The organism is Pseudomonas sp. SDO55104_S430, from assembly GCF_054070595.1.
Window position 1 is genome coordinate 15,291 of sequence record NZ_JBSVXG010000012.1, and the last position, 24,042, is coordinate 39,332.

The 24,042-nt window shown below is 60.1% G+C and carries 19 protein-coding genes; 10 read left to right on the top strand and 9 right to left on the bottom strand.

Features of this window, described 5'->3' with window-relative positions:
- The first annotated feature begins 197 nt into the window (after positions 1-197).
- A complete protein-coding gene (locus tag ACW9JE_RS04120; protein ID WP_457432015.1) occupies positions 198-4,277 on the top strand; it encodes a molybdopterin-dependent oxidoreductase in 4,080 nt (1,359 codons plus the stop codon).
- Between the two features lie 118 nt (positions 4,278-4,395).
- Here the strand turns inward: ACW9JE_RS04120 and ACW9JE_RS04125 are convergent, their stop codons facing one another.
- Positions 4,396-6,075: an arylsulfatase gene (locus tag ACW9JE_RS04125; protein WP_457432016.1), complete on the bottom strand. Its 1,680-nt coding sequence runs from the start codon at positions 6,073-6,075 to the stop codon at positions 4,396-4,398.
- 310 nt (positions 6,076-6,385) lie between these two features.
- Here ACW9JE_RS04125 and ACW9JE_RS04130 point away from each other — a divergent pair, with 310 nt between their 5' ends.
- Positions 6,386-7,375, top strand: a complete 990-nt coding sequence (locus tag ACW9JE_RS04130; RefSeq protein ID WP_457432017.1) for an AraC family transcriptional regulator — start codon at positions 6,386-6,388, stop codon at positions 7,373-7,375.
- A 61-nt stretch (positions 7,376-7,436) separates the two neighbouring features.
- On the opposite strand, the gene ACW9JE_RS04135 is transcribed toward ACW9JE_RS04130, so the two are convergent.
- On the bottom strand, positions 7,437-8,660 hold the full coding sequence (locus ACW9JE_RS04135) for an OprD family porin (RefSeq protein ID WP_457432048.1): 1,224 nt from the start codon (positions 8,658-8,660) through the stop codon (positions 7,437-7,439).
- A gap of 185 nt (positions 8,661-8,845) precedes the next feature.
- Positions 8,846-10,702, bottom strand: coding sequence for a sigma 54-interacting transcriptional regulator (locus tag ACW9JE_RS04140; protein ID WP_457432018.1), 1,857 nt, complete (start codon positions 10,700-10,702; stop codon positions 8,846-8,848).
- A gap of 334 nt (positions 10,703-11,036) precedes the next feature.
- On the opposite strand from ACW9JE_RS04140, the gene pchA reads away from it, so the two are divergent.
- The 6 genes from pchA (at position 11,037) to ACW9JE_RS04170 (ending at position 16,283) form a co-directional block, all read left to right on the top strand.
- Entirely contained in the window at positions 11,037-12,521 is a 1,485-nt protein-coding gene (pchA, locus tag ACW9JE_RS04145; protein ID WP_457432019.1) for a 4-hydroxybenzaldehyde dehydrogenase, read from the top strand.
- A gap of 45 nt (positions 12,522-12,566) precedes the next feature.
- Positions 12,567-12,896 carry a c-type cytochrome gene (locus tag ACW9JE_RS04150; protein WP_457432020.1) on the top strand — a complete coding sequence of 110 codons (330 nt, stop codon included), beginning with the start codon at positions 12,567-12,569 and terminating at the stop codon, positions 12,894-12,896.
- A 10-nt stretch (positions 12,897-12,906) separates the two neighbouring features.
- Positions 12,907-13,599 carry a hypothetical protein gene (locus ACW9JE_RS04155; protein ID WP_457432021.1) on the top strand — a complete coding sequence of 231 codons (693 nt, stop codon included), beginning with the start codon at positions 12,907-12,909 and terminating at the stop codon, positions 13,597-13,599.
- Between the two features lie 13 nt (positions 13,600-13,612).
- Positions 13,613-15,178: an FAD-binding oxidoreductase gene (locus ACW9JE_RS04160; protein WP_457432022.1), complete on the top strand. Its 1,566-nt coding sequence runs from the start codon at positions 13,613-13,615 to the stop codon at positions 15,176-15,178.
- Between the two features lie 58 nt (positions 15,179-15,236).
- On the top strand, positions 15,237-15,608 hold the full coding sequence (locus ACW9JE_RS04165; protein ID WP_224532967.1) for a c-type cytochrome: 372 nt from the start codon (positions 15,237-15,239) through the stop codon (positions 15,606-15,608).
- Between the two features lie 189 nt (positions 15,609-15,797).
- Positions 15,798-16,283: a DUF6130 family protein gene (locus ACW9JE_RS04170; protein ID WP_224532966.1), complete on the top strand. Its 486-nt coding sequence runs from the start codon at positions 15,798-15,800 to the stop codon at positions 16,281-16,283.
- A 293-nt stretch (positions 16,284-16,576) separates the two neighbouring features.
- Here ACW9JE_RS04170 and ACW9JE_RS04175 read toward each other — a convergent pair whose 3' ends face one another.
- Both ACW9JE_RS04175 and ACW9JE_RS04180 read right to left on the bottom strand, forming a co-directional pair.
- Positions 16,577-17,434, bottom strand: coding sequence for a glycine betaine ABC transporter substrate-binding protein (locus ACW9JE_RS04175; RefSeq protein ID WP_224532965.1), 858 nt, complete (start codon positions 17,432-17,434; stop codon positions 16,577-16,579).
- Positions 17,435-17,527: 93 nt separating this feature from the next.
- The gene (locus tag ACW9JE_RS04180; RefSeq protein ID WP_457432023.1) at positions 17,528-18,784 is read right to left on the bottom strand and encodes a M24 family metallopeptidase; all 1,257 of its coding nucleotides are present in this window, start codon (positions 18,782-18,784) and stop codon (positions 17,528-17,530) included.
- 161 nt (positions 18,785-18,945) lie between these two features.
- Between ACW9JE_RS04180 and ACW9JE_RS04185 the strand changes: the two genes are divergently transcribed.
- The gene (locus ACW9JE_RS04185; protein WP_457432024.1) at positions 18,946-19,887 is read left to right on the top strand and encodes a LysR substrate-binding domain-containing protein; all 942 of its coding nucleotides are present in this window, start codon (positions 18,946-18,948) and stop codon (positions 19,885-19,887) included.
- A gap of 9 nt (positions 19,888-19,896) precedes the next feature.
- On the opposite strand, the gene ACW9JE_RS04190 is transcribed toward ACW9JE_RS04185, so the two are convergent.
- Positions 19,897-20,862 (bottom strand): GlxA family transcriptional regulator, encoded by a 966-nt coding sequence (locus ACW9JE_RS04190; RefSeq protein ID WP_457432026.1) that lies wholly within the window; start codon positions 20,860-20,862, stop codon positions 19,897-19,899.
- Between the two features lie 193 nt (positions 20,863-21,055).
- Between ACW9JE_RS04190 and ACW9JE_RS04195 the strand changes: the two genes are divergently transcribed.
- On the top strand, positions 21,056-21,697 hold the full coding sequence (locus ACW9JE_RS04195) for an HD domain-containing protein (RefSeq protein WP_457432027.1): 642 nt from the start codon (positions 21,056-21,058) through the stop codon (positions 21,695-21,697).
- Positions 21,698-21,861: 164 nt separating this feature from the next.
- Here ACW9JE_RS04195 and ACW9JE_RS04200 read toward each other — a convergent pair whose 3' ends face one another.
- The 3 genes from ACW9JE_RS04200 to pstB form a co-directional block, all read right to left on the bottom strand.
- A complete protein-coding gene (locus ACW9JE_RS04200) occupies positions 21,862-22,380 on the bottom strand; it encodes a hypothetical protein (RefSeq protein ID WP_457432028.1) in 519 nt (172 codons plus the stop codon).
- Positions 22,381-22,463: 83 nt separating this feature from the next.
- On the bottom strand, positions 22,464-23,162 hold the full coding sequence (locus ACW9JE_RS04205) for a hypothetical protein (RefSeq protein WP_457432029.1): 699 nt from the start codon (positions 23,160-23,162) through the stop codon (positions 22,464-22,466).
- Positions 23,163-23,260: 98 nt separating this feature from the next.
- The gene (gene pstB, locus ACW9JE_RS04210; protein WP_178131312.1) at positions 23,261-24,022 is read right to left on the bottom strand and encodes a phosphate ABC transporter ATP-binding protein PstB; all 762 of its coding nucleotides are present in this window, start codon (positions 24,020-24,022) and stop codon (positions 23,261-23,263) included.
- Positions 24,023-24,042 lie beyond the last annotated feature (20 nt).

A 24,042-nucleotide genomic window follows, 5' to 3' on the forward strand; every position in this document is an offset into this window, starting at 1 on the left:
TAAAAAAGTGCACCCACAAACCCTCCCTTCCCCCTCAACCCCCATCAAACCGCCCTTCCCCCATCCTGGCCCGCCCTTTGCAATTGCCCTGAAACGCAGTCAACGCAGATTGCACCTATACGACAAAGGCGCCGTGTAGCCCCCGTTTCGACGGAGGGCCGCATGGCGCCTTTTGCATTGGTGGTTGAGGGACGAACATGGCAGACAGAACCGTACGCAGCGTATGCCCCTATTGTGGCGTGGGGTGCGGCATCGTCATGCAGGTCGAGGGCAACCGGGTGGTCAAGGTGGTGGGCGACAAGAGCCACCCGACCAACTTCGGGCGCCTGTGCACAAAAGGCACCACCAGCGGTCAGGCGATTGCCGAGTCCGGCCGGATGGAAAACGCCTACCTGCGCCACGCCCGTGACCATGACCCGGTGCGGGTCGCCATGGACCAGGCCATCCGCGAAACCGCCAGCCGGCTGCGCGGCATTCTCGATGCCCACGGGCCCGATGCCCTGGCGTTCTACGTTTCCGGGCAGATGTCGCTGGAGGCGCAGTACCTGATCAACAAACTGGCCAAGGGGTTCGTGCGCACCAACAACGTCGAATCCAACTCGCGCCTGTGCATGGCCAGCGCCGGCAGCGGCTACAAACTGTCGCTGGGCTCCGACGGGCCGCCGGGTTCCTACCAGGATTTCGACAAGGCCGATCTGTTCTTCGTGACCGGCGCCAACATGGCCGACTGTCACCCGATCCTGTTCCTGCGCATGATGGACCGGGTCAAGGCCGGCGCCCGGCTGATCGTGGTCGACCCACGGCGCAGCGCCACCGCCGACAAGGCCGGGCTGTTCCTGCAAATCAAGCCCGGCACCGACCTGGCGCTGCTCAACGGCCTGCTGCACTTGCTGCTGAAGAACGGCCACACCAATCCGAACTTCATCGCCGCCTTCACTGAAGGCTGGGACGCGATGCCCGAGTTTCTCGACGACTATTCCCCGGATAAGGTCGCGCAGATCACCGGCCTTGCCGAAGCCGACATTCGCCAGGCGGCACAATGGATCGGCGAGGCCGCCGAGTGGATGAGCTGCTGGACCATGGGCCTGAACCAGAGCACCCACGGCACCTGGAACACCAACGCCCTGTGCAACCTGCACCTGGCCACCGGCGCGATCTGCCGCCCCGGCAGCGGGCCGTTTTCCCTGACCGGCCAACCCAATGCCATGGGCGGCCGGGAGATGGGCTACATGGGCCCGGGCCTGCCCGGCCAGCGTTCGGTGCTGGTCGAGGCCGATCGTGTATTCATCGAAGACCTGTGGAACATCCCCCACGACAGCCTGCCGCGCACCGTCGGCGGCGGCACCGTGGACATGTTCGAGCAAATGGCCGAGGGCCGGATCAAGGCCTGCTGGATCATCTGCACCAATCCGGTCGCCTCGGTGCCCAACCGCCGCAAAGTCATCGAAGGCCTGCAGGCCGCCGAACTGGTCATCACCCAGGACGCTTTCCTCGACACCGAGACCAACCGCTACGCCGACATCCTGTTGCCCGGCGCCCTGTGGGCCGAAGCTGAAGGCGTGATGATCAACGCCGAGCGCAACCTGACGCTGATGCAGCAAGCCGTCACCCCGCCCGGCGAAGCGCTGGCCGACTGGCAGATCATCGCCCGGGTGGCCTGCGAAATGGGCTTTGCCGACGCCTTCAGCTACAACGATGCCAGCGAAGTGTTCGAAGAGATCAAGCGCGCCTGGAACCCCAAGACAGGTTACGACATTCGCGGCGCCAGCCATGTGCGCCTGCGGGAAACACCGCTGCAATGGCCCTGCGCGGCAAACGATGGCGATGACCGCAATCCGATTCGCTACATCAACGACGGTGTCAGCCAGACGCTGAGGATCGACACCGAGGGGCGCAAGCCGGCCATCGTCTTTCCCACCGAAACCGGCAAGGCCAGCTTCCTCGCCCGTCCGCACCTGCCGCCGGCGGAAATGCCCGACGAGCACTACCCTTTCGTGCTCAACACCGGGCGCTTGCAGCATCAGTGGCACACCCTGACCAAGACCGGCAAGGTCGCGACCCTGAACAAGCTCAACCCTGGCCCGTTCGTGGAGATCCATCCGGACGATGCCGCCAGCTTCGGCATTCGCGACAAGGATCACGTCGAAATACGCTCGGTACGAGGCCGCGCCGTGCTGCCGGCGGTGGTGACCGACCGGGTGCGTCCGGGCAACTGTTTTGCGCCCTTCCACTGGAACGATGTGTTCGGGGAAAACCTGGCGATCAACGCCGTGACCCACGACGCGGTCGACCCGATTTCCCTGCAGCCCGAATTCAAGTTCTGCGCCGTCGCCCTGCAACGGGTCGAGCTGATCGAGCATCAGTTCCTCGACGTGCCGGCGCCTAAAGCCGAACCCCTTCCTGTTTGCTCTTTGCCTGAGGAACTCGCCATGTCGTCCATCGAGGCGTTTGCCGATATCGTCGGCATCAGTCACCTGCCCTCTCCTTCGCTGAATGACCACGAGCGGCTGTACCTGGCCGGCTTCGTCAGCGGCCTGCAATCCTCGGCGAGTCGGCAGGCCAGCGGCGTGCCTGTGTTGCCGCTCAATGCGCCCATGGCCACCGACACCCGGTTGTGGCTGGACGGTGTGCTGGGCGGTCTGTTCAGTCGGAGCGAGGCCAGTCCGGTTTTGAGCGAAAGCTGCGCAGTTCCTGTCAGCGCAACCGCCGTCACCCTGTTGTGGGCCTCGCAAACCGGCAATGCCGAAGCGCTGGCCGAGGGGTTTGCGGGGCGTTTGCGTGAGGCTGGCATCGCTGTGGAGCTGTGTGCGATGGCGGATTTCGTGCCGGAAAAACTGAGCAGCATCCAGACTCTGGCGGTGATCAGCAGCACCTTTGGCGACGGCGATGCGCCGGACAATGGCGAAGGTTTCTGGCATGCCCTGAGCCGCTCCGAAACGCGCCTGGAATTCCTACGCTTTGCGGTATTGGCCTTGGGCGATCCGAACTACGACCAGTTCTGCCAGCACGGCAAAAAGCTCGATGAGCGCCTGCATGAACTGGGCGCCACGCGGTTGCTGGAACGGGTCGATTGCGACACCGAATTCCAGGACCGGGCGGATCAATGGCTGGCCGATCTGCAAAAAGCGCTGCTGCCGCAGACAACCGTGACGGTCGCCAGCCCCGCTGACGCGCCGAGCAAGGCCAAACCCTTCGCCTCCCGCCTGCTGACCAACCTGCACTTGAACCAGCAGAGCAGCAACAAGGAAACCCGCATGTTTGCCCTGGATCTGGCGGATTCCGGATTGCAGTACGAAGCCGGCGATGCCTTGGGCGTGGTGCCGCGCAACTGTGCGGAACTGGTGGGTGAAATGCTGCAGCTGACCGGTTTGGGCGCGGATACTTTGGTCAAGGTCGACAAGGTCGGTGAACTGCCTTTGCATCAGGCCCTGACCGAGCACTTCGAAATCGCTCGGCCGAGCAGCGAAACCCTGGCCTTTATCGCCGAACGCAGCCGCAATCCGGAGCTGAAGCAGCTGCTGGGCAGCGAGCGCAAGGCGCAATTGAAGGACTGGCTGTGGGGTCGGCAACTGGCGGATGTGTTGCAGGAGTTCCCGGTCGATTGCTCGGCCAGCGAACTGCTGGGCACCCTCAAACGCCTGCAACCGCGGCTGTATTCCATCGCCTCCAGCCCCAAGGCGCACCCGCAACAAGTGCACCTCACCGTGGCGGCGGTACGTTATGGAAAACGCAAAGGCGTGTCCTCGACCTTCCTCGCCGACCGCGCGGAAAACGCCGACGTGCCGGTGTTCGTGCAGCCATCCAAGCACTTTCGCACGCCGGCCGACGGCAATGTGCCCATGATCATGATCGGCCCAGGCACCGGCGTTGCGCCGTTTCGCGGCTTCCTGCAGGAGCGTCGCGCTCGGGGTGATCAGGGCAAGAACTGGCTGTTCTTCGGCGAACAACACGCCGCCAGCGATTTCTACTACCGCGACGAACTGCTGGACCTGCAACGCGACGGCCTGCTGACCGAACTGAGCCTGGCCTTTTCCCGCGACCAGGCGCAGAAAATCTACGTCCAGGACCGCATCATCGAACAAGGCGCCGAACTGTGGCGCTGGCTACAGCAAGGCGCGCAACTCTACATCTGCGGCGACGCCACCCACATGGCCAAAGACGTCGACCAGGCCCTGCGCCGAGTGGCCCAGGACCATGGCGGGTTGTGCACGGAAGGCGCCGCGGATTACTGGCGGCAGTTGAGCGAGCAGAAGCGGTATCTGCGGGATGTCTACTGACACCTGAACCTGTGGGAGCTTGCTCGCGATGCAAGCCCGGACACCGCGGGGCATCAGGCAGCCTGCGTCATCGTTGCCCTCCATCGCGAGCAGGCTCGCTCCCACAGAATGTTGGCCTCTACTTGAAGCAGAACTCATAGAGACAGGTCTGGAACCCATACTTGAGGTCGAACTTGCCATCGAGCACGTTGTTCTCCTTCGCGTACTGGTCCCACGCGACCAGCATTTCCTTCATCTTTACCGGCTCGGTGCGGGACAGGTCGCGGCTTTCGGTGGGGTCGTTCTTGAGGTTGTACAACTGCCAGTCGGCGTTGCCGTAAGGAGGATTGACGAAGGTGATTTTCCAATCGCCCTTGCGCAGTGCCTTGCGCCCGAACAACTCCCAGCCGATCTGACGCTGGGCCATCGCCTGACCTTCCAGCAACGGCCGCATGCTCTTGCCGCTGATGGTCTGCACCGGGCGGCCATGAAAGGTCTTGCCCAGTGCAGGCACACCAGCCAGGTCCAGCAAGGTCGGCATCAGGTCCATCACATGAACCACGTCGCTATTGAGGGTGCCTTGCAGGTGGGCCTTCTTCAGCATTTTCGCGCTGATGATCGCCGGCGCACGAATGCCGCCCTCGTTGGTGAAGCCTTTGAAGAACGGGTACGGGGTAGAGCTCACCTGGGCCCACTGTGCGCCATAGTCGGCATAGGAGCCTTTGTGACCGAGGTTCTTCAAGCTGTTATCGAAATCGCTGGCGAGCCATTCCTTGTTTCCAGGCAGGTCGATCGGGCTATTGCCATCGGCACCGTTGTCGGAGATGAAGACAATGAAGGTGTTGTCCAGCTTTCCGGTCTTCTCCAGGTACTGCAGCAGACGACCGATGTGGTAGTCCATGTTAGACACCATCGCCGCATAGATTTCCATGTTGCGTGATTCACGCTGGCGCTGCGCATCGCTCAACTGGTCCCAGTTCGGAAGACCCTTGGCCATTGGCGTGTTGGGGGTGGTATCGGTCGCGACGATACCGAGCTGCTTCTGACGTTCCAGACGCGCCTGACGGATCGGCTCATAGCCTGCGTCGTAACGCCCCTTGTATTTATCCAGCCAGTCATCCGGTGCATGCAATGGCCAATGAGGTGCGGTGTAGGACAGGACTGCCATGAAGGGCTTGCCATCGGCTTTGTCGGCGTCGATGTAATCAATCAACCTATCGGTGTAGAACTCGCTGGAGTAGAAGCCCTTGGGCACTTCCACCTGTTTACCGTCTTCGCGATAAATCGCTTTAGGGTCTTTGGCGATGATCGCATGCTGGTCATCAAAGTGACTGGCGCCGCCCTGCACCAGAATGAAGGAACGGTCAAAACCACGGGCCTTCGGGCTGGTTTCTTCGGTGCGACCCAAGTGCCACTTACCGGTGGTGTAGGTGTTGTAACCCGCGTCCTGCAGCACCTGCCCGACCGTGACCATGCGCTCGTTCAAGTACCCCTCATAACCAGGCTTGCCTTGCTGGAACGGCTGAAGCAGCTCGCCCATGTTACCCAAACCAGCGACATGGCTGTCGGCACCCGAGAGCATCATCGCCCGGGTCGGCGAACAGGTGGGCGCCGTATGGAAGTTGCTCAGGCGTACACCCTCCTGGGCAAGCGAGTCGATATTCGGGGTGCTGATTTCACCACCGAAACTGCCCAGGTCGCTGTAGCCAAGGTCATCAGCGACGATGATCAGGAAGTTCGGGCGCTCATCCGCGGCCATCGCTGTCTGGCTGCACACGGCAACCATCAAGGCAAGTAAGAGATTGGTCATCCGGCTCATTGGGTGGTTTTCTCCGTTGTTATTATTGGCTGAGCCGGCAGTATGCAAAGGCCCGGGCGCGAGCCGATAACGCGGTTGCGCAAGCGCTTATTCACCAGCGCCGTTATTTACCCGCACAGCTGGGGAAGCGGTTGATCGTGATTCATCATGGGCTGCATTCGGGAGGTGCTGACTTGGCCGGACGCATGGTAGTAGCCGTTCCTGAACCTGCAGTACAAGATATCGAGCTGGCACACTTGCGCCTGCCTGGACACATTGGCAGGCCACCCAACCGATCACCCCGGACAAAACAAGAAAAAAGGTTACGGTGATGAACACGACCACTATCGGCGGCCTCTCCCCTCCCAAAAACATTCTTTTTGCAGCGGAGCCAGTACTGCGCTCGCGCAATATCGAAGACGCCGAGGCGTTGCTCAACAACCATCTGGAAGAACGCCGGATAAGCCTCGGCGGACAGGGAACCCTGGACATCAACTTCACCCTGCAGTCCTTGCCGCAGATGAAGTTGTTCGGCGCGCAGTGGGGCCGCGAAGTGCGCGTGAGCTCAAGTCCCTTGAACAGCTGGCACGGGATTCTGCCCCTGCAAGGAACGATCAGCAGTCGTCCCGATGGCCTGCAAGCGAATGCGGGTGAGTTGCTGGTATTCAGCCCCGGGCATGAGGTGGATGTCACGTGGCATGAGGGCGTCAAGGCGATCGTCATTGCGCTGGATGCCGGATTGCTGCTCGATCACTTGGAACGCCACCATCAGACCCACGCGCTTCAGTGCCCGACCGGGACACTGTTGTTCGACAGAGATCACCGCGCCTTGCAGAGCCTGGGCAGCCTGCTGCGTCTGGTAGACAGCGAAACCGGCAACGCCTCGGGTTTGCTGGCAAACCCCACCAGCCAGTCCCATGTGCAACACCTGTTTTGCGAGAACCTGCTGCAATTGATCCCCAGCTTGCATGCCGAGCCGCAACGTCGCCTGTTGCCGGGCACGGTGAAACGGGTGATCGATTACATCCATGCCCATCTCGACCAGCCGCTGGACATCGCGCAATTGGTCAGCATCAGCGGGACGAGTCGGCGCAGCCTGGAACAGGCGTTTCGCAAGGGCCTGGGGACCAGCCCGCAGCGCTACATCCAGAGCTGCCGGCTGCTGGCGATACGCAAGGTGTTGCAGAAGCAACAACCCGGAGATCTGCAGCTATCGGCCTTGGCATTTCACTGGGGCTTTGCCCAACCCAGCCACTTCACCGCCGCCTACAAGCAGGCTTTCGGTGAGTTGCCATCGCAAACGCTGGCCAGGCCGCTATGACATTTTCATCGACGGCTTCATGACAACAGGTCGCTCCACTCGGAGCGACCGCCATCCCGATCTACCAGAACTTCCAGGTGTAAGTGGTCATCACCCGGTTTTCGTCATAGTCGTTGCCATGCTTGAACTGGGCATTGATGTTGCGCCACTCCATTCCCACGCCCTTCAATGGCCCACTCTGAATCACATACGCCAGGAACAGATCGCGCTCGCTTTCAGCGCTGTCGCTCAGATCACCGCCGCGATCAATGCCCGTGCCGCGTATGTAACGGGTGGTCAGGGTCAGTCCGGGCATCCCCATGGCCGCGAAGTCGTAGTCGTAACGCGCCTGCCAGGAACTTTCGTTGGGCTTGATGAAGGCCACGGCCGACCAGTTCACCAGATAAGGTTGCGGCGCGAAGCCATTCAGGGTCGGGAAGGTGCTGTCACCCAGCATGCGTTGATAACCCACGCCAAAACCATGCCCGCCCTTTTTCAAGGTGGTCATGACACCGTAGGAACGGTTGTCGATGTTGCCGTACAGCGCGTCCCCCGCTTCCTTGTTGTTGAAGTAGCGCAGATCGGTCTTCAGGCGGTAGCCGCCGCCCAGGTCCGAATTGAGTGTCAGGCCCAGGTAATGCTGCCGGTAAATATCCTCCAGTTGCCCGTAGAAGTAGCTGGCCGAAAGGTTGGGACCGAAGGCGTAGGTGGCGCCGGCGAAGTCCAGGCCATCGCTGGGGTAGCGCGGCCCGCCGGGTCTGGTAAACAGGTACATTTTTTCGCTGTTGGAGGATTCGCGGGTGCTGATCTCGGTGAAGCGCCCGCCAGTCAGGGTCAGGTCGTCTATCTCGTTGGACTTGATCACGGCACCGTGGAAGGTGGTCACCAACTGCCGGGAATCGTCCTGAAAGGCGACCGGCAGCGTCGGTCGATGTTCACCGATTTTCAGCTCGGTCTTCGACCAGCGAACTTGGGCGGTCAGCGCCGCCCGCCCGTATTCCGTGGCCTGCTCCTGCTTGCTTTGGCTGTAGGGCAAGACGCTGTCCGGGCCACGACCGCCGCCACCGTCAAGGCGATAGGCGTATTGCGCGGCCGCATCGAGACCGAATTCCAACGGCCCCTGGGTATAACCGGAGGTAAAGCGCAGATCGAAACCCTGGCTCCAACTGCCATCACGCGAGGTTCTCGGGTTATCGCCCTTGAAGTCGCGGTCGACATAGAAGTTGCGCAACCCAAGATTCAACTGGCTGTCTTCGACAAAGTCGGCTTGCGCAGCCAACGGCATCATCACCCCGATCAGCCCCATGGCCTTCAGGTGTTTCGCAGCACAATACGCAGGACGCGGCACAGCGGTGTACATCGGGTTCATGGCTACCTCTACACATTTTTATTTTTGTTGTAGAGGTTCAGTATCCGCAGCCCGCACGCAGGCCGTTATCGTCTGCGCGTGGTGACTAGCGGCGCAGCGCAGGTATTACCAGCCGGAGGGCGTTAACTGCCCTTGAGTCGATAACTGACTTGCGCGCGACTCATGCCGAGCATCTGCGCGGCCGCCGTGATGTTGCCACCGGAGCGTTCCATGGCCAGGCGCACCAGGTGCAGTTCGATGTCTGCCAGGGATGTGTTCAGCACTTGCTGGCTCCCGGAAAGGAAGGCCTGCAAGCTTTCCAGCATCGGCTCGCGAATGGCTTTTGCGCCACGGCTCTCCTCCATCGAGCAAGCGGGTGCCCGCACCTTGTCGGCCACCTCATCACGTCGCTCGACAGCCGACAGGCGCCCCTCAGGAGTCAGGCCGATCGCGGTGTCCATCAATGGCGCGCCGACTTCGGCCAGATGCACGATGTCGATGACCTCGCCATCACCGGCACTGATCACGCCGCGCTCGATCAGGTTTTGCAGTTCACGAATATTGCCGGGAAACCGATACGTGAGCAGCGCGTTAACCAGCCTCGTACTGAAGCCCGCCAACCGACGTCCGTGACGCTGGCTGAAATGGCGCAGAAAGTAGCTCATCAGCAACGGGATATCTTCGCGACGCTCGCGCAACGGCGGCAGATGAATAGGGAACACATTGAGTCGGTAGAACAGGTCTTCACGGAAGCGCCCCGCCTCGACTTCACGACGCAGATCCAGGTTGGTCGCGGCGATGACCCTTACATCCACCCGAATCGGCACGGTGCCGCCGACGCGCTCGATTTCGCCTTCCTGCAACGCGCGCAGAATCTTGCTCTGGGCACTGAGGCTCAAGGTCGCAATTTCGTCGAGGAACAACGTCCCGCCATGGGCGCGCTCGAAACGACCGGGACGCGAACGATCGGCCCCGGTAAAGGCGCCGCGCTCGACCCCGAACAGTTCGGCCTCCACGAGGTTCTCCGGCAAGGTCGCGCAGTTGAGTGCCACAAGCGGCAAATGCTGCCGGGAACTGGCCTGGTGCAGCGAGCGGGCGAATAGCTCCTTGCCGACACCCGATTCCCCGGTCAACAACACCGTCGCCTGGGTGGGCGCGACCCGTTGCAGTAATTGCGTGGCCACCACGAACGCCGCCGAAATGCCCACCAGCGGTTTGCTGTCGTCGGGCTCTTCAAGCTCGGCAACACGGGTCTCGGTACCCGAGGCATAGGTGCTGCGACTGAGGAAGTCACCGGGATCCAGATAAGCCAGGTCGACATCGATGTCGTCCCACTGATCGGCCGGTTTGCCAACGATGCGGCAGGCCGGATGGCCCATCGATCGGCACTCAAGCTCACGAAACACGACCAGCCTCCCCAGCAGGGACGAGGCGTAACCGCTGGCGTAACCGATTTCCATCCAGCAGGCCGGCTCGCCGCCCAGCCCATAGGCGGCAATGTGTTCGTCGTCTTCCAGTGAGTTGTGCCAGAGGAATTCGGAATAGAAATCACCGACGCCGGAATCGATCTCGAAGCGCACCACCTCGACATTGACCATGCCTTCGAGCATGTGCAGCCGCGGTCCGGCGCTATACAGGCTGGCGTCATCACCGTCTGGCCACTGTTCGCTGACTTGCGCGGCGTCACGGGCACCGGCCTGCCAGCCAATGCGCGTGAGCAGGCCACGTGCCTTGTCGAACCCCAATGCCTCGATCAGCTCGCGGCGGATAGCCCCGAACGCAGAGCCTTGCATCAGCATCATGCGCTGGCCGCACAGCCAGATGCTGCCGTCCTGCGGAGCGAACGCCACGGTCTGTGCCAGTTGCTCGGCCGAGGGCAGGCCGCTGGTTCCGAACTGACTGGCGCGGTCGACGATCAGGCGCTTGTGCCGGCCAAGCATCTGCTTGAGGAAGTCTTCGTCGGCGGGACGGCCGGTCTTGGTAGACGGAGTTCGAGTCATGGAAAGTCAACGCGAGGCAGTCAGGTGGCCGATGAGTATGCCCCGCCGCCCTGTGGGGTCAATCCACCGAGTATCGCTGCGGCCGGTTATATGTCCGATAACCGCACAAGTTCTGCTTCCCTTCAAATGGAGTGTCGAGCTTTCAACAAGCGGCGAATTCTCTGCATAAATTTCTGCAAAACGGCCTTCCAGTCAGCGCCCACGGCACGCCTCGCGCAAACCCAAACAAACGTATCCAACTGTTTTAAAAGGAAATTAATCCGATAAATCGACATGGTACGATAAGTGTTAACGGGCACCTGCGCACTTTAATAAAAAGAGAGGTGACCTCGACATGACAACTCCACACGCCATTCGCCCTGCCTATCAGAGCCTTGAAATGCAGCCACTCGCCGGTCAATGGCGAGCCGGCAGTGCCGATCGGCCGCTTGATGTGTTTGACCCCTTTACCCAGACGCGTTTGCTGCAAATCACCCTGGCCAATCGCGAAGACCTTGACGCCGCCTACCGCAAGGCACGCGAAACTCAAGAAGTTTGGGCAACCAAAGGACCGGCCGAACGTGGCCAGGTGCTGCTTAACGCGGTGAAAATCTTCGACGAACGCCGTGAAGAAATCATCGACTGGATCATCCGCGAGTCCGGCAGCACGCGCATCAAGGCGCAGATCGAATGGGGCGCCGCCCGCGCCATTACCCTGGAGTCCGCCAGCCTGCCTGGCCGTGTTCATGGGCGCATTCTTGCCTCCAATATCCCTGGCAAGGAAAGCCGCGTGTATCGCAAGCCTTTGGGCGTCATCGGTGTGATCAGCCCGTGGAACTTCCCGTTCCACCTGACCGCCCGCTCACTGGCACCGGCCTTGGCGCTGGGCAATGCCGTGGTAGTCAAGCCGGCCAGCGACACCCCGGTCACCGGCGGCCTTTTGCTGGCGCGAATTTTCGAGGAAGCCGGGTTGCCGGCCGGCGTGCTCAGCGTGGTGGTCGGTTCCGGCGCGGAAATCGGCGACGCCTTCGTCGAGCACCCGGTGCCGGCGTTCATTTCCTTCACCGGTTCGACTCAGGTCGGACGCAACATCGGCCGTATCGCCAGCAGCGGTGAATACCTCAAGCACGTGGCCCTGGAGCTGGGTGGCAATAGTCCGTTCGTGGTCCTGGCCGATGCCGATGTCGAGCAGGCCGTCAGTGCCGCCGTGGTGGGCAAGTTCCTCCACCAGGGGCAAATCTGCATGGCGATCAACCGCATCATCGTCGAAGCGCCGCTGCTGGAAACGTTCACCCGGCGATTCGTCGAACGCGTCAAGGCACTGCCCTGTGGCGACCCGAACAAAGCGGACACCGTGGTGGGTCCGGTGATCAACCAAAAGCAACTGGCCGGACTTCAGGAGAAGATCGCCACCGCCCAGGCCGAAGGCGCAACGCTGTTGGTTGGCGGGCAAGCCCAAGGCAACGTTCTGCCGCCGCATGTGTTCGGCCACGTCACCGCCGACATGGACATCGCCCGGGAAGAAATCTTCGGTCCGCTGGTGGGCATTCAGTGCGCCCGTGACGCCGAGCATGCCCTCGAACTGGCCAACAGCAGTGAATACGGACTCTCAAGCGCGGTGTTCACCTCCAGCCTGGAGCGTGGCGTGCAGTTCGCCCAACGCATCCACGCTGGCATGACCCACGTCAACGATATCCCGGTCAATGACGAACCCAACGCACCCTTCGGTGGTGAAAAGAACTCGGGGCTGGGTCGCTTCAACGGTGACTGGGCGATCGACGAATTCACCACCGACCACTGGATCACCTTGCAGCACGCGCCAAGAGCGTATCCGTTCTGAGCAAGGCCCATGAACCCACATTCCAATAAGAAAACGGAGTACGAAATGTCTTCACTCCTCAACCGCCCAGTGCTGAATCGGACCCTGTCCGCCTGCCTTGCCCTGCCCTTTTTCGTGCTGGCGGGTACTGCGGCTGCCGATGGCGTCTGGAAAGGCGGAGAAAACGTCTATGCCAAGGTGTGCGGTCACTGCCACGAAAAACAGGTCGGACCGCAAATCACCGGGCGCCAGCTGCCAGCACCGTACATCACCGCAATCGTGCGCAACGGTTTTCGGGCGATGCCGGCGTTCCCTGCCTCGTTCATCGACGATGACTCGCTGCAACAGGTCGCCGAGTACATTTCCAAAACGCCGGCCCCGGCGACCAAGCCTTGAGGAGCCAGCCATGAACATCGAACGTCGCACGGTACTGAAGGGACTGGCCTTGAGCAGCCTGGCCGGTGTCGCCATGAGCAGCTCCGGCCTGAGCATGGCCAATAGCGTCTTGGGCGCTCGGACGGGGTTGGCATTGCCGACCCTGGTGCTGGTCAACAATGAGGTGGCCGAGTCGGTCTTTCTTCAGGGCGTCACCGCGAGTCCGGCAGGCAAGCAGGTGAAGGTGCAACGCACCGACCTCGGGCTGGACTTCATTCAGGGTTTCGACAAACGCCTGCGCAGCGGCCAGCCACAACGCATCATCGGTCTGGTCGACGATGCCAGTGCCGCACTGATCGTTGATCTGGCCCGCAGCGCTGGCGCGCGCGTGCAGTGGCTGGGCCAGCATCACGCTACAACCGGCACGTCAAAACACCGTTTGCTCAGTGCCGAAGCCGCAAGCGGCTGCGCCCCCAGACTGGGCCTGAGCCTGAATGCATGTGGCACTGGCTTCAGCCTGACCGAACACCGTCTGCATGGCCTGCAACCTCCATTGCAAGTGTCCGCGGCTGCCCGCAACAACGTTGGCTCAGACCAATGGGCAGCCACCCTGGGCTACACCCTCGCAACCCTGGGTTCCACCCATGAAGGGCAGCCTCCCCTGATCACCCGCCAACCCTCGCCGCTGACCGGTAATTTCGTTTCGTTTTCGATCCAGGCATGAAGGAGCTCACCCAATGACTGAAACCAACAAAACCCTGCTCCCGCGCGGCGTCGACAGCGCAAACTTCGATCGGGCAATCGCCAGCTTTCGCCAACTGTTGGGCGATGAAAACGTCCTGGTCAAGGACGATCAACTGATCTCCTACGCCAAGATCATGATGGCCGTGGACAATACCGAGCACACGCCATCCGCCGCCGTGACCGCCACCACCGTCGAACAGGTGCAAGGCGTGGTGAAAATCTGCAATGAACACAAGATCCCGGTGTGGACCATCTCCACCGGGCGCAACTTCGGTTACGGCTCTGCAGCACCCGGCCAGCGCGGTCAGATCATTCTCGACCTGAAGAAGATGAACAAAATCCTCCACGTCGACCCCGAGCTGTGCACCGCTCTGGTCGAACCGGGTGTGACCTATCAGCAGCTGTACGACTACATCCAGGAACGCAATCTGCCCCTGATGCTGTCGTTCTCTGCGCCGTCGGCCATCGCCGGCCCGTTGGGCAATACCATGGATCGCGGCGTGGGTTACACCCCCTACGGCGAACACTTTCTGATGCAGTGCGGCATGGAAGTGGTGCTGGCAAACGGCGATGTGTATCGCACCGGCATGGGCGGCGTGAAAGGCGACAACGCCTGGCAGGTTTTCAAGTGGGGTTATGGTCCGACCCTGGATGGCATGTTCACCCAGGCGAACTACGGTATCTGCACGAAGATGGGCTTTTGGCTGATGCCAAAACCTCCCGTGTTCAAACCGTTCGAGATCAAGTTCGAGAACGAATCGGACATCGCCGAGATCGTCGAATTCATCCGCCCGTTGCGCATCGCTCAGGTCATTCCCAACTCGGTGGTGATCGCGGGCGTGCTCTGGGAAGCATCGACCTGCAACACCCGCCGTTCCGACTACACCAGCGAGCCGGGCGCGACTTCCGATGCGATCCTCAAGCAGATCCAGAAGGACAAGAACCTCGGCGCCTGGAACGTCTACGCCGCTCTGTACGGCACCCAGGAGCAGGTCGACGTCAACTGGAACATTGTCACCGCAGCCCTGAAGAAACTGGGCAAAGGCCGCATTGTCACCCAGGAAGAGGCTGGCGACACCCAGCCGTTCAAGTACCGCGCTCAGCTCATGTCCGGCGTGCCTAACCTGCAGGAGTTCGGTCTGTACAACTGGCGTGGCGGCGGTGGCTCGATGTGGTTTGCGCCGGTGAGCCAGGCCCGTGGCAGCGAGTGCGACAAACAGCAGGCGCTGGCCAAGAAGACCCTCAACAAGCACGGCCTGGACTATGTCGGCGAGTTCATCGTCGGCTGGCGCGACATGCACCACGTCATCGACGTGCTGTATGACCGCACCAACCCCGAGGAAACCAAACGCGCCAACGCCTGCTTTGCCGAATTGCTGGATGTGTTCGAGAAGGAAGGCTACGCCGTGTATCGCGTCAACACCGCCTTCCAGGAGCGGGTTGCGCAGAGCTACGGCCCGGTGAAACGCAGGCTTGAACATGTCATCAAGCGGGCGCTGGACCCCAACAACATTCTTGCACCGGGCAAGTCGGGCATCGACCTCGCCAATACATTCTGATCGATCCCAAGGCTGCGCCTGGACTCTCTGGCGTAGCCTTCAATTTCCAGGACACGTAATGACTTACACACAATTGCTGGTCGCCGGCAGTCTTCTACTGGCCGCGCCTCTGACATTCGCCCAGGGTGACGTCACTCAAGGCAAAGCCCTTTTCAGCACCCAATGCGCCCTCTGCCACAGCCCGGACGCGGGCAAGAACCTGATGGGGCCAAGCCTGCACGGCGTGTTCGACCGCAACAGCGCCCTGGCCCCCGCCTTCACCTATTCCCCCGCCCTGAAAGGCGCCGGGCTGAAATGGAACGACGCCAACCTGGACAAGTGGCTGACAAACCCCGCCAGTGTGGTGCCGGGCAACATGATGATGTTTCCCGGTCAGGCCGATGCGCAGAGTCGTCAGCATCTCATCGCCTATCTGAAGAGCCTGCAGTAACCGCTGCTATAGGGGAAATTCGCCAACTGTGGGAGCGAGCCTGCTCGCGATAAATGTCCTGACGACGCGTTTTATCAGACGGCCTGCGTCAACGTTGACCACCATCGCGAGCAGGCTCGCTCCCACAGGTTTGATATGGACGCTGATGGGTAATCTAGACTTGAACAAAACCCTGCGGGAGAAAATCCCATGTCCCTCGCCCTCAGAAATCTGATCGTCTTTGCCCTGTGCGGCTTTTTCGGCCACACAGCCTTCTCCCAGGAGAAAACAGACACCATTCCCCCGCCGGCAATACTCCCGCTGGAATCCGAGGCCCTGCCAAAACTCATCGCCTATCCGCCGCTGCCCGAGCCGCTGGCGCGTGGCGTGGTCATCATCCAGTACCGAACGGAGCATGTCCGGATCATGCCCGTGTTTGGAAAAACCGCGGGTGACGTATCACCACGACTTGGCCATCTCCACGTGACCATCGATGACTGGAAAGGCACCTGGGCGCATACCAGTGAGGACCCGATCATCCTGGTTGGCCTGACGCCTGGCGCACACAAGGTGCTACTGGAAGTCGCCGACCCGACTCACAAAATCCTCACCAGCACGACAGTGAGTTTTGAGGTGCCCGAAAAGAAAACCGCAGGCGGCCCGGAAATGGGTGATGGGCATGCGGTGAAACAATGAGGCAATGAAAAGCTGCATTCCCCTGTAGGATCGAGCTTGCTCGCGATGGAGGCCCGGCCACCGCGGGGCATCAGGCAGCCAGCGTCATCGTTGACCACCATCGCGGGCAAGCCCGCTCCCACAGTGAAGGGGTGACTGCCCCCGACTTTGGCATCGGCACATCACCCATGTGGGAGCGGGCTTGCTCGCGAAAGCGATTCATCAGTCGCCATCACTGTTGACTGGAGCACCGTCTTCGCGGGCAAGCCTCGCTCCTACAGGTTCTACATGTTCGCTGAGAATTCGGCAGCAACTTACTTGAACCACCCATCAATCGTTGCCCGATTGGCATCGATCCAGACCTGAGCACCTTTCTCCGGCGTGCTACTGCCATTTTCATTAATCGTTGCCATCAGATCACCGAGCGACTTTTCGTCCATCTTCCATTGCTGAAGCCAATGCTCCACTTGAGGATGATCATTTCTGAAGGACTGCGCAGCGATTCCGTATATCGAGTCCGTCGCTCCGAAGATTTTTTTGGGGTCGTCCAGGTAACGTAGATCCTTTTTCGCCCAGACCCAGTGTGGCTTCCACAGTGTGACGACAATCGGCTCCTTGCGCTTCATGGCGCGATCCAGCGACTGCAACATGGCCACTTCCGAAGAAGGCAAAAGGTTGTAGTCCAACTTGTATTCGGCCATGGCTTTATCGGTGAGGCCCATCAGTCCGGTTCCAGCGTCAATGCCGAAAATGGACGCTCTGCCACGCCACTGAAACTCCTCCTTGTGATCGTTGAGCTGATCGATGCTGGTGATATCCACGTAGTTCGGCACCGCCAGCCCCAGATTCGCTTCACTGAGCCACGGCCCGATCAGTTGCACCTTGTCCTTGATACTCTCGTACGCGGCTTTGTCAGAGGCTGGCAGCCATACCTCGAAAGACACGTCGATCTTCCCTTGGGCCACGCTGTTGTAAAGAATGATTTTTCCAGCGTTCTGAAGCGAAACCTTGTAATTCTTCTCTTCCAGAAGAAGTTTCCACATGTTTGCGACAGCGATATTTTCTGCCCAACTGTTCACACCGATGGTGATCGGCTTGGCGTCGGCCGCATGAGCTGTGGCCCCGAGGACCATAAACAAGCCGAAGAGCAGTACCTTCAATTTTTTGAGCATTTGGAAATAGCCCCTCTGTTACAGGTACGTGGCGGCGCGTTCCTTACGCTTCGAGGTTCGCGCGCCGCCGCCTTTTTAAACGGTTGAACTGCGTTACCTCAGAAGTTCTTCTTCAAACGGGAACATCGACAGCAATCGGGTCCCGGTCTCAGTGACAAGCAGTTGTTGTTCCAGCTTCACACCCTCACTGCCGCCGTCTTCCCCCATATAGCTCTCGACGCACAATGTCATGCCAGGCTGGATTTCACCGTCGTAGCCGGAGGTGGGATAATCCGCATGGTGGTAGAGATACGGATACTCACCCGTCATCCCGCAACCGTGTGAGGACAGGTAGTAGCGGTTGACGTGATACTTCTCAGGAATGTTCCAGGCCTGATCGCTGTACTCCCTGAACGTCATCCCGGGTTTGATCACCGAGATATTGTGATGCACCTGTTCATGAGCGAGTTTGTACAGCGTGCGCTGGTGTTCGGTAGGAGCGCCCGGACCGGCATGGAAGGTGCGAGAAAAGTCCGAGTAGTAGCCATGGCAACCCACAACATCGGTATCCAGAGCGATCAACTGGTTTTCACCGATGACGTTGTTCGATGTTTCCTGAAACCATGGGTTGGTTCTGCCCCCTGCGCTGAGCAGACGGGTCTCGACGTAGTCGGCATCCTGAGCGATTACCGACTGGTGCAATACCGACCACAGCTCGTTTTCGGTCAGACCGGGGCGAATCGCTTCGCGCAGTTTACCAACGGCAATTTCGGTGGCACGCAGCGAGGCCACGACACATTTGAGCTCTTCGCAAGACTTGATTGCACGGGCCATCTCAATGGACTCCTGTGCATCGACAATCCGCACACCCGCATTCGCCATTGCGATCGACACACCAGCATTCATCCGCTCCATGCCCACCGTGGCACCCGGCCCGACCAGCTCATTCAGAATGCCGACCATCTCGGCTACCCAGGCCTTCTCACGCTCCACGATACTCGGACCTGCGGCTACAAAGCTTGCGGTCGATGATGGACGAACCTCGTCGATAGTTTCGAGTCCTCTGGCCAGGTGCTCGCATCCGGTGAACTCAAACAAAATCGTCCGATGCTCGGTAACGATCAGATAGCGTGAAGGTGTGTTTCGAGCGCAGAAGATCTGCATGTTGCGGGCGCCGGTCGCGTAGCGGATGTTGACCGGGTCGCTGATGACCAGCGCAGCCACCCCACGTTTGCGCATTTGCTCACGCACCCGGCCCAATCGGTAAAGCCGTACGGCACGCAAATCGATGCCACCATTCCCTTGAACATTATCCAGAAGGGCTACATCGGAAAGATCTGAGCGCTCGCGATGCCAATCCAAGGTCGTCATATAGATATCCAGGCTAAGAGTTAACTATTTGTTATCAAGAGCCGCGGACTTGCCAGCGCGCTGACACGCTCTCGCATCCCGTCTGAATCAAAATTTACAAGCCTGAGAATTGGGTGTACACAGATGGAAATTCATGACGGTTAACAACTTCAGGTTATTAAATGAAAAGTCTGCGTCATCGACTTCCATCGCTTACCAGCCTGATGGCCTTCGAAGCGGCGGCTCGTGCCTTGAATTTTTCTCGCGCAGCGCAGGAGCTCCATGTCTCCCAGGCTGCGATCAGCAAGCAGATCCGACTATTGGAAGAGGCGTTGGGAATTGAGCTTTTCGTGCGCAACGGACGACGGGTGACGCTTTCTCCACGCGGCAAGCAACTGCTCACCAAGGTCAGCACGTCATTCAATTATCTGGCGGATGCTGTCGAAGAAATCAGCGTGAAGGACCAGTGGCAGCCGATCACGCTCGCTGCGAACACGGCGACTGCCCATTACTGGTTGAGCGAGGTCATGCGCGACTTTCGTCAGAATCACCCCGGCTTTTGCGCAAGCCTCAGAATGATTACATCTGACCATACCTCGGACCTGCTCGACGAAAGCGTGGATCTGGCCATCGTCTACGACCCTATCCATCACGAAAACTGGTCCTCCCAACTGCTGTTCGAGGAGGAACTGTTTCCCGTCGCAAGTCCTGATTACATTCGCGAGAACCCACTGGAACACGCAGACCCGGAAGCACTGTTCAAGCACAAACTGCTGGAATACGAGCGCCTGGAACCCAACTGGATCAACTGGAAAGCCTGGTTCGGGGCGCTAGGTGTCGATGCAGGCAGAGTCCGGCCCGCAGAATACGGGAACAATTACATCGTATTGGTGGATGCCGCCACGCGAGGTCGTGGCGTGACAATTGGAACTCGCTACCTGCTGGATCAGGAGCTTCGAAGTCAGCGGCTGGCACGGTTCTCTTCTCTGACAGTGAATTCGGGAAGAGGCTATTACCTGATGACCAACCTGGGACGGCCCTTGCGTGATGAGGTCATCGAACTGAGGGATTGGATCAATAGCTACAGCCAGCCCGTGGAGCTCGCATCCCCCGACGCTCAATAAAACCCTGCCTCAAACCATCGCCGCAAAGTTCAGCCTGAACTGCCGCGGCGTCACCCCCAGCCTGCGATTGAATACAAAGCGCATATGCCGGGCGTCGCGAAATCCGCACTGGTAGGCCACGGTCTTGAGCGGTACGCGGGTGCTTTCCAGAATCGCCCGCGCCGCATCGACCCGCGCTCGTTCGACAAACTCCATCGGGGTGATTTTCGCTTCCTTGGCAAACACCCGGGAGAAGTTGCGCACACTCATGTTGGCGGCGTTGGCCAGGTCGGCGATGGTCAAGGCACCGGTGAGGTTGTTCAGCACGTAGCGTTTGACCATGGCCACCACCGATACAGGTTCGGCGTGGGGCACCAGGAACTGGCTGAACTGTGACTGCCCGCCTGAGCGCTGGGTGAAAACCACCAGTCGCTTGGCCACGCTCAGCGCCACGTCAGGCCCATGATCGAGGCCCAGCAGGTACAGCGACAGATCGATGCCCGCCGTGACTCCGGCGGAGGTGTAGAGTTTGCCGTCCTGGACGTACAGACGATCAGCCTCCACCTGGGTCGAAGGACAGAGTGTCGCCAGCAGCGCCGCGTCATCCCAGTGGGTCGTCACCGTGCGCCCTTCCAGCAATCCGGCCCGGGCAAGGATGAAGGCGCCGCTACAGATCGAGCCGAACCGCTTCGCCCGCGCGCTGGCATCACGCAGCCAGGCGTCAAAGGTCACGCCGAAATCCATCACCGGCGCTTGCGGCCCGCCGGCCACCAACACCAGGTCGTAGGATTGCAGCGCTTCGCTGAAATGCCGATGGGCGTTCAGCACCAGGCCGTTGGAACAGGTCAGCACTCCGCGCTCGACGCCAATCACCTCCAGCCGGTAGCTATCCTCGGGCGCGAGGAACCGATGGGCCATGGAGAACACATCCATGGGCCCGGTGACATCCAGGGAGCGGACACCGTTGAAAGCGACGATGGCGACGGTTTTTTGCATGGCCGGACGGTACCTGCAGCAGGGAGGAGATCGCCTCTCACCCTAGCCGAATCTGCGGCCGACAGGTGAGGCTGGCGCGATATCGCGGTGTATTGGCCGCGATAGGCCCCAGGGATCAATTGTCCGGTTTTGAGGGCGCGAACACACTTGCAACCCTCAACGCCGCCACGGCGTTCACCACGAGGAAGTCCCCATGAGCACCCGCATTGCCGGCATCAAAATCCCCGACAGCGCCCTGGCCAAGGCGGCCACCGACTACATCCGCGACATTGAATCGGACCTGCTGTATCACCACTCGCGCCGGGTCTTTCTGTTCGGCGCGCTGAGCGGCGAGCGCAAGCAACTGGCCTATAACCCGGAGCTTTTGTACATCGGCGCAATGTTCCATGACCTCGGTCTGGTGGAAGGCTATCGCACCGACAACGAGCGCTTTGAAGTCGATGGCGCCAACGCCGCTGCCGAGTTCCTCAAGCCTTACGGTTTCAGTGATGACGATATCGAACAGGTCTGGCTGTCCATTGCCCTGCACGCCACTCCAGGCATACCGCATCATTTGCGCCCGACTGTGGCTCTGGTGACCGCCGGCGTGGAAATGGATTCGCTGGGAATTGGCTACGAGACGTTTTCGGACGTGCAGCGCGAAGCGGTGGTGCATGCGCACCCACGTGGCGAGGGGTTCAAGGAGTGTGTGCTATGCGCCTTTGCCGATGGCACGCGCCATCGTCCGGACACGGCCTTCGCCAACGTCATGAGCGATGTGCTGGTGGAAAAGGATCCAGGGTTCAGGCCGACGAATTTCGTCGAGATCCTGCGCAAGTCACCTTGGGCGTCCTGACAGAAGATCAATAGATCGCAGTTTTTGCTTGGGAATGCATTCCCCTGTAGGAGCGAGCATGCTCGCGATGGAGGCCCGGACACCGCGGGGCATCAGGCAGCCAGCGTCTTTGTTGACCACCATCGCGAGCAGGCTCGCTCCCACAGGTTTTATGTGTCGGAGGTTCAGCTTGCGTACGCAACACCCTGCTGCCGAGCAACCACCGCCTGGACCTCAGCCACCGAATCCAGAACTCGCTGCGCCCAACTCTCATCATCGGGACGCACGACCACAACCCGAAATCCGTGGTCATGCCCCTCAGCTTTCACCCCTTCGGAATCATCGACATGCAGGTCGATATCGAACGCTGTCGGGAGCTTCGAGGGTGAGTTCACCATCCCCCGTTCCGTCAGGGCCTGGTTATGCCGAACACTGTTGACCACGCCGTCGACGTGGATTCCGTACAGCAACAGCCAGCGCCGGATATAGGACGGTGTACGACCGGACGAGGTGTAGACCCAGATGCTGCAGCCCTGGCGGCGCAACTCGCGGGTCAGCGAGCGTGTTCCGATGCGTAGCGGTTCGCCCAGCCAGCGATGCACGAAATCCGGCATCGGGCCTGGCTCGACGTCGCTGTGGTGCGGCAGGCAGGCCAGGGTGTCGTCGATATCAAACGAAACCCGAATGCGCTGACGTCTGAACATGGACGGCGCAAAGGAATCTTTCACTGCCTGCCATGCCTGATCCGTGATTTCTCGGCATCTTTCAAGCATTGGGTAGGTATTCATCAAGCGCCTCCCTGATAGGCAGGAGCGAGTTTTCTGCTCAGGAAAAACCGCTTCGGATCCGGAGACTGCTCTTCGAGGAAAGCTGCGTATTTTTTCTTGATCTTGGGTAATTCAAATAACGCCTTGACGCCATGTTTGGCGGAGTTTCGGATGACCGACGAGGGATTGAAGTAACCCTTGGCGTTGTCCAGGTTCAGCACGAACGGAGGCAGCCCGGCGCGCATCAGCAGGTAGCTGACGATGAGCGAGCCAGTGCGATTGTTGCCTTCAATGAACAGCTGCGGTTTGCTGAGAATCCGCACATAGACACCCGCCGCGCGCTTCCAGGGCGATTCGCCGTGATGGGCGCTGTACCAGTTGAACAAGTTCTTGATGCCACCTTCCACGTCGTTGAAAAAGTGCGCCTCGGTGGCCGCCAGGTGCGGTGCGAATTCCAGTCGGCGAGCAGGGTCTCGACCGCACAGAACGGTGGCATTGATCTCCAGCATCAGATTCAGTTGCTGCAAATCGAACAGGTCGACATCCCGTGCGACGTAGTCGTCGATCAGGGCGTAGCCCTCAACCACATTCATCAGTACTTCGTCGGTGAAGGGATCACGCGGCTCGGTGAAGTGCTCGCTCAGTTCAGCGAAGCGATACTGCACTTCACGCAGGGCGCGCTCTATCGCTGGCAAATCAAGACGACGCGGTGCAGACATTGGCAAACCTGAAAAAAGAGGAGTGAGACGAAGACAACCCTATGGACGAAAAAACCGTATAGCCGCGAGCGGTATACGGTTTTTGACGCACGTTCGGTTTAGCTGAACTTGCCGCTGATGTAATCCTCGGTCATCTGCTCGCGCGGGCTGCCGAAAATCTGCGTGGTGGCACCCATCTCGACCAGATAACCGGTGCGTGTCCCCTGGGAAATATCCACCGAGAAGAAAGCCGTGGTGTCGGCGACACGGATGGCCTGCTGCATGTTGTGGGTCACCAGGGCGATGGTGTAGTCCTTCTTCAACTCGACCATCAGTTCCTCGACACGGCGAGTGGCGATCGGGTCGAGCGCCGAGCACGGCTCATCCAGCAACAGAACTTCCGGCTCGGTAGCGATGGCGCGAGCGATACACAGGCGCTGCTGCTGGCCACCGGACAGCGACAGACCGCTGACCTTGAGCTTGTCCTTGACTTCATCCCACAGCGCGGCGCCCTGCAGGGCGTGCTTGACGCGATCACCCAGATCGCCCTTGTAGCGGTTCAGGCGCAGGCCGAAAGCGACGTTGTCGAAGATACTCATCGAGAACGGGTTGGGTTGCTGGAACACCATGCCGATATAACGACGCACGACCACCGGGTCCACGCCCTTGCCGTAGACGTCTTGCCCGAGGAAATGGACATGGCCGTCGAAGCGAAAGCCTCTGACCAGGTCATTCATCCGGTTCAGGCTGCGCAGCACGGTACTCTTGCCGCAGCCCGAAGGACCGATGAAGCCTGTGATCTTGTTCTTTTCGATCGGCACGTGGCTGTCACGTACCGCCAGGAAGTTGCCGTAGAAAATCTTGTCCAGTTTGCAGTCCATGACCACCGGAGACTTGGTCT

Coding starts and splice junctions, on each gene's coding strand:
- ACW9JE_RS04120 (WP_457432015.1), top strand. CDS start 198: ATGGCAGACAGAACCGTACGCAGCGTATGCCCCTATTGTGGCGTGGGG.
- ACW9JE_RS04125 (WP_457432016.1), bottom strand. CDS start 6,075: ATGAGCCGGATGACCAATCTCTTACTTGCCTTGATGGTTGCCGTGTGC.
- ACW9JE_RS04130 (WP_457432017.1), top strand. CDS start 6,386: ATGAACACGACCACTATCGGCGGCCTCTCCCCTCCCAAAAACATTCTT.
- ACW9JE_RS04135 (WP_457432048.1), bottom strand. CDS start 8,660: ATGGGGCTGATCGGGGTGATGATGCCGTTGGCTGCGCAAGCCGACTTT.
- ACW9JE_RS04140 (WP_457432018.1), bottom strand. CDS start 10,702: ATGACTCGAACTCCGTCTACCAAGACCGGCCGTCCCGCCGACGAAGAC.
- pchA (WP_457432019.1), top strand. CDS start 11,037: ATGACAACTCCACACGCCATTCGCCCTGCCTATCAGAGCCTTGAAATG.
- ACW9JE_RS04150 (WP_457432020.1), top strand. CDS start 12,567: ATGTCTTCACTCCTCAACCGCCCAGTGCTGAATCGGACCCTGTCCGCC.
- ACW9JE_RS04155 (WP_457432021.1), top strand. CDS start 12,907: ATGAACATCGAACGTCGCACGGTACTGAAGGGACTGGCCTTGAGCAGC.
- ACW9JE_RS04160 (WP_457432022.1), top strand. CDS start 13,613: ATGACTGAAACCAACAAAACCCTGCTCCCGCGCGGCGTCGACAGCGCA.
- ACW9JE_RS04165 (WP_224532967.1), top strand. CDS start 15,237: ATGACTTACACACAATTGCTGGTCGCCGGCAGTCTTCTACTGGCCGCG.
- ACW9JE_RS04170 (WP_224532966.1), top strand. CDS start 15,798: ATGTCCCTCGCCCTCAGAAATCTGATCGTCTTTGCCCTGTGCGGCTTT.
- ACW9JE_RS04175 (WP_224532965.1), bottom strand. CDS start 17,434: ATGCTCAAAAAATTGAAGGTACTGCTCTTCGGCTTGTTTATGGTCCTC.
- ACW9JE_RS04180 (WP_457432023.1), bottom strand. CDS start 18,784: ATGACGACCTTGGATTGGCATCGCGAGCGCTCAGATCTTTCCGATGTA.
- ACW9JE_RS04185 (WP_457432024.1), top strand. CDS start 18,946: ATGAAAAGTCTGCGTCATCGACTTCCATCGCTTACCAGCCTGATGGCC.
- ACW9JE_RS04190 (WP_457432026.1), bottom strand. CDS start 20,862: ATGCAAAAAACCGTCGCCATCGTCGCTTTCAACGGTGTCCGCTCCCTG.
- ACW9JE_RS04195 (WP_457432027.1), top strand. CDS start 21,056: ATGAGCACCCGCATTGCCGGCATCAAAATCCCCGACAGCGCCCTGGCC.
- ACW9JE_RS04200 (WP_457432028.1), bottom strand. CDS start 22,380: ATGTTCAGACGTCAGCGCATTCGGGTTTCGTTTGATATCGACGACACC.
- ACW9JE_RS04205 (WP_457432029.1), bottom strand. CDS start 23,162: ATGTCTGCACCGCGTCGTCTTGATTTGCCAGCGATAGAGCGCGCCCTG.
- pstB (WP_178131312.1), bottom strand. CDS start 24,022: ATGGACTGCAAACTGGACAAGATTTTCTACGGCAACTTCCTGGCGGTA.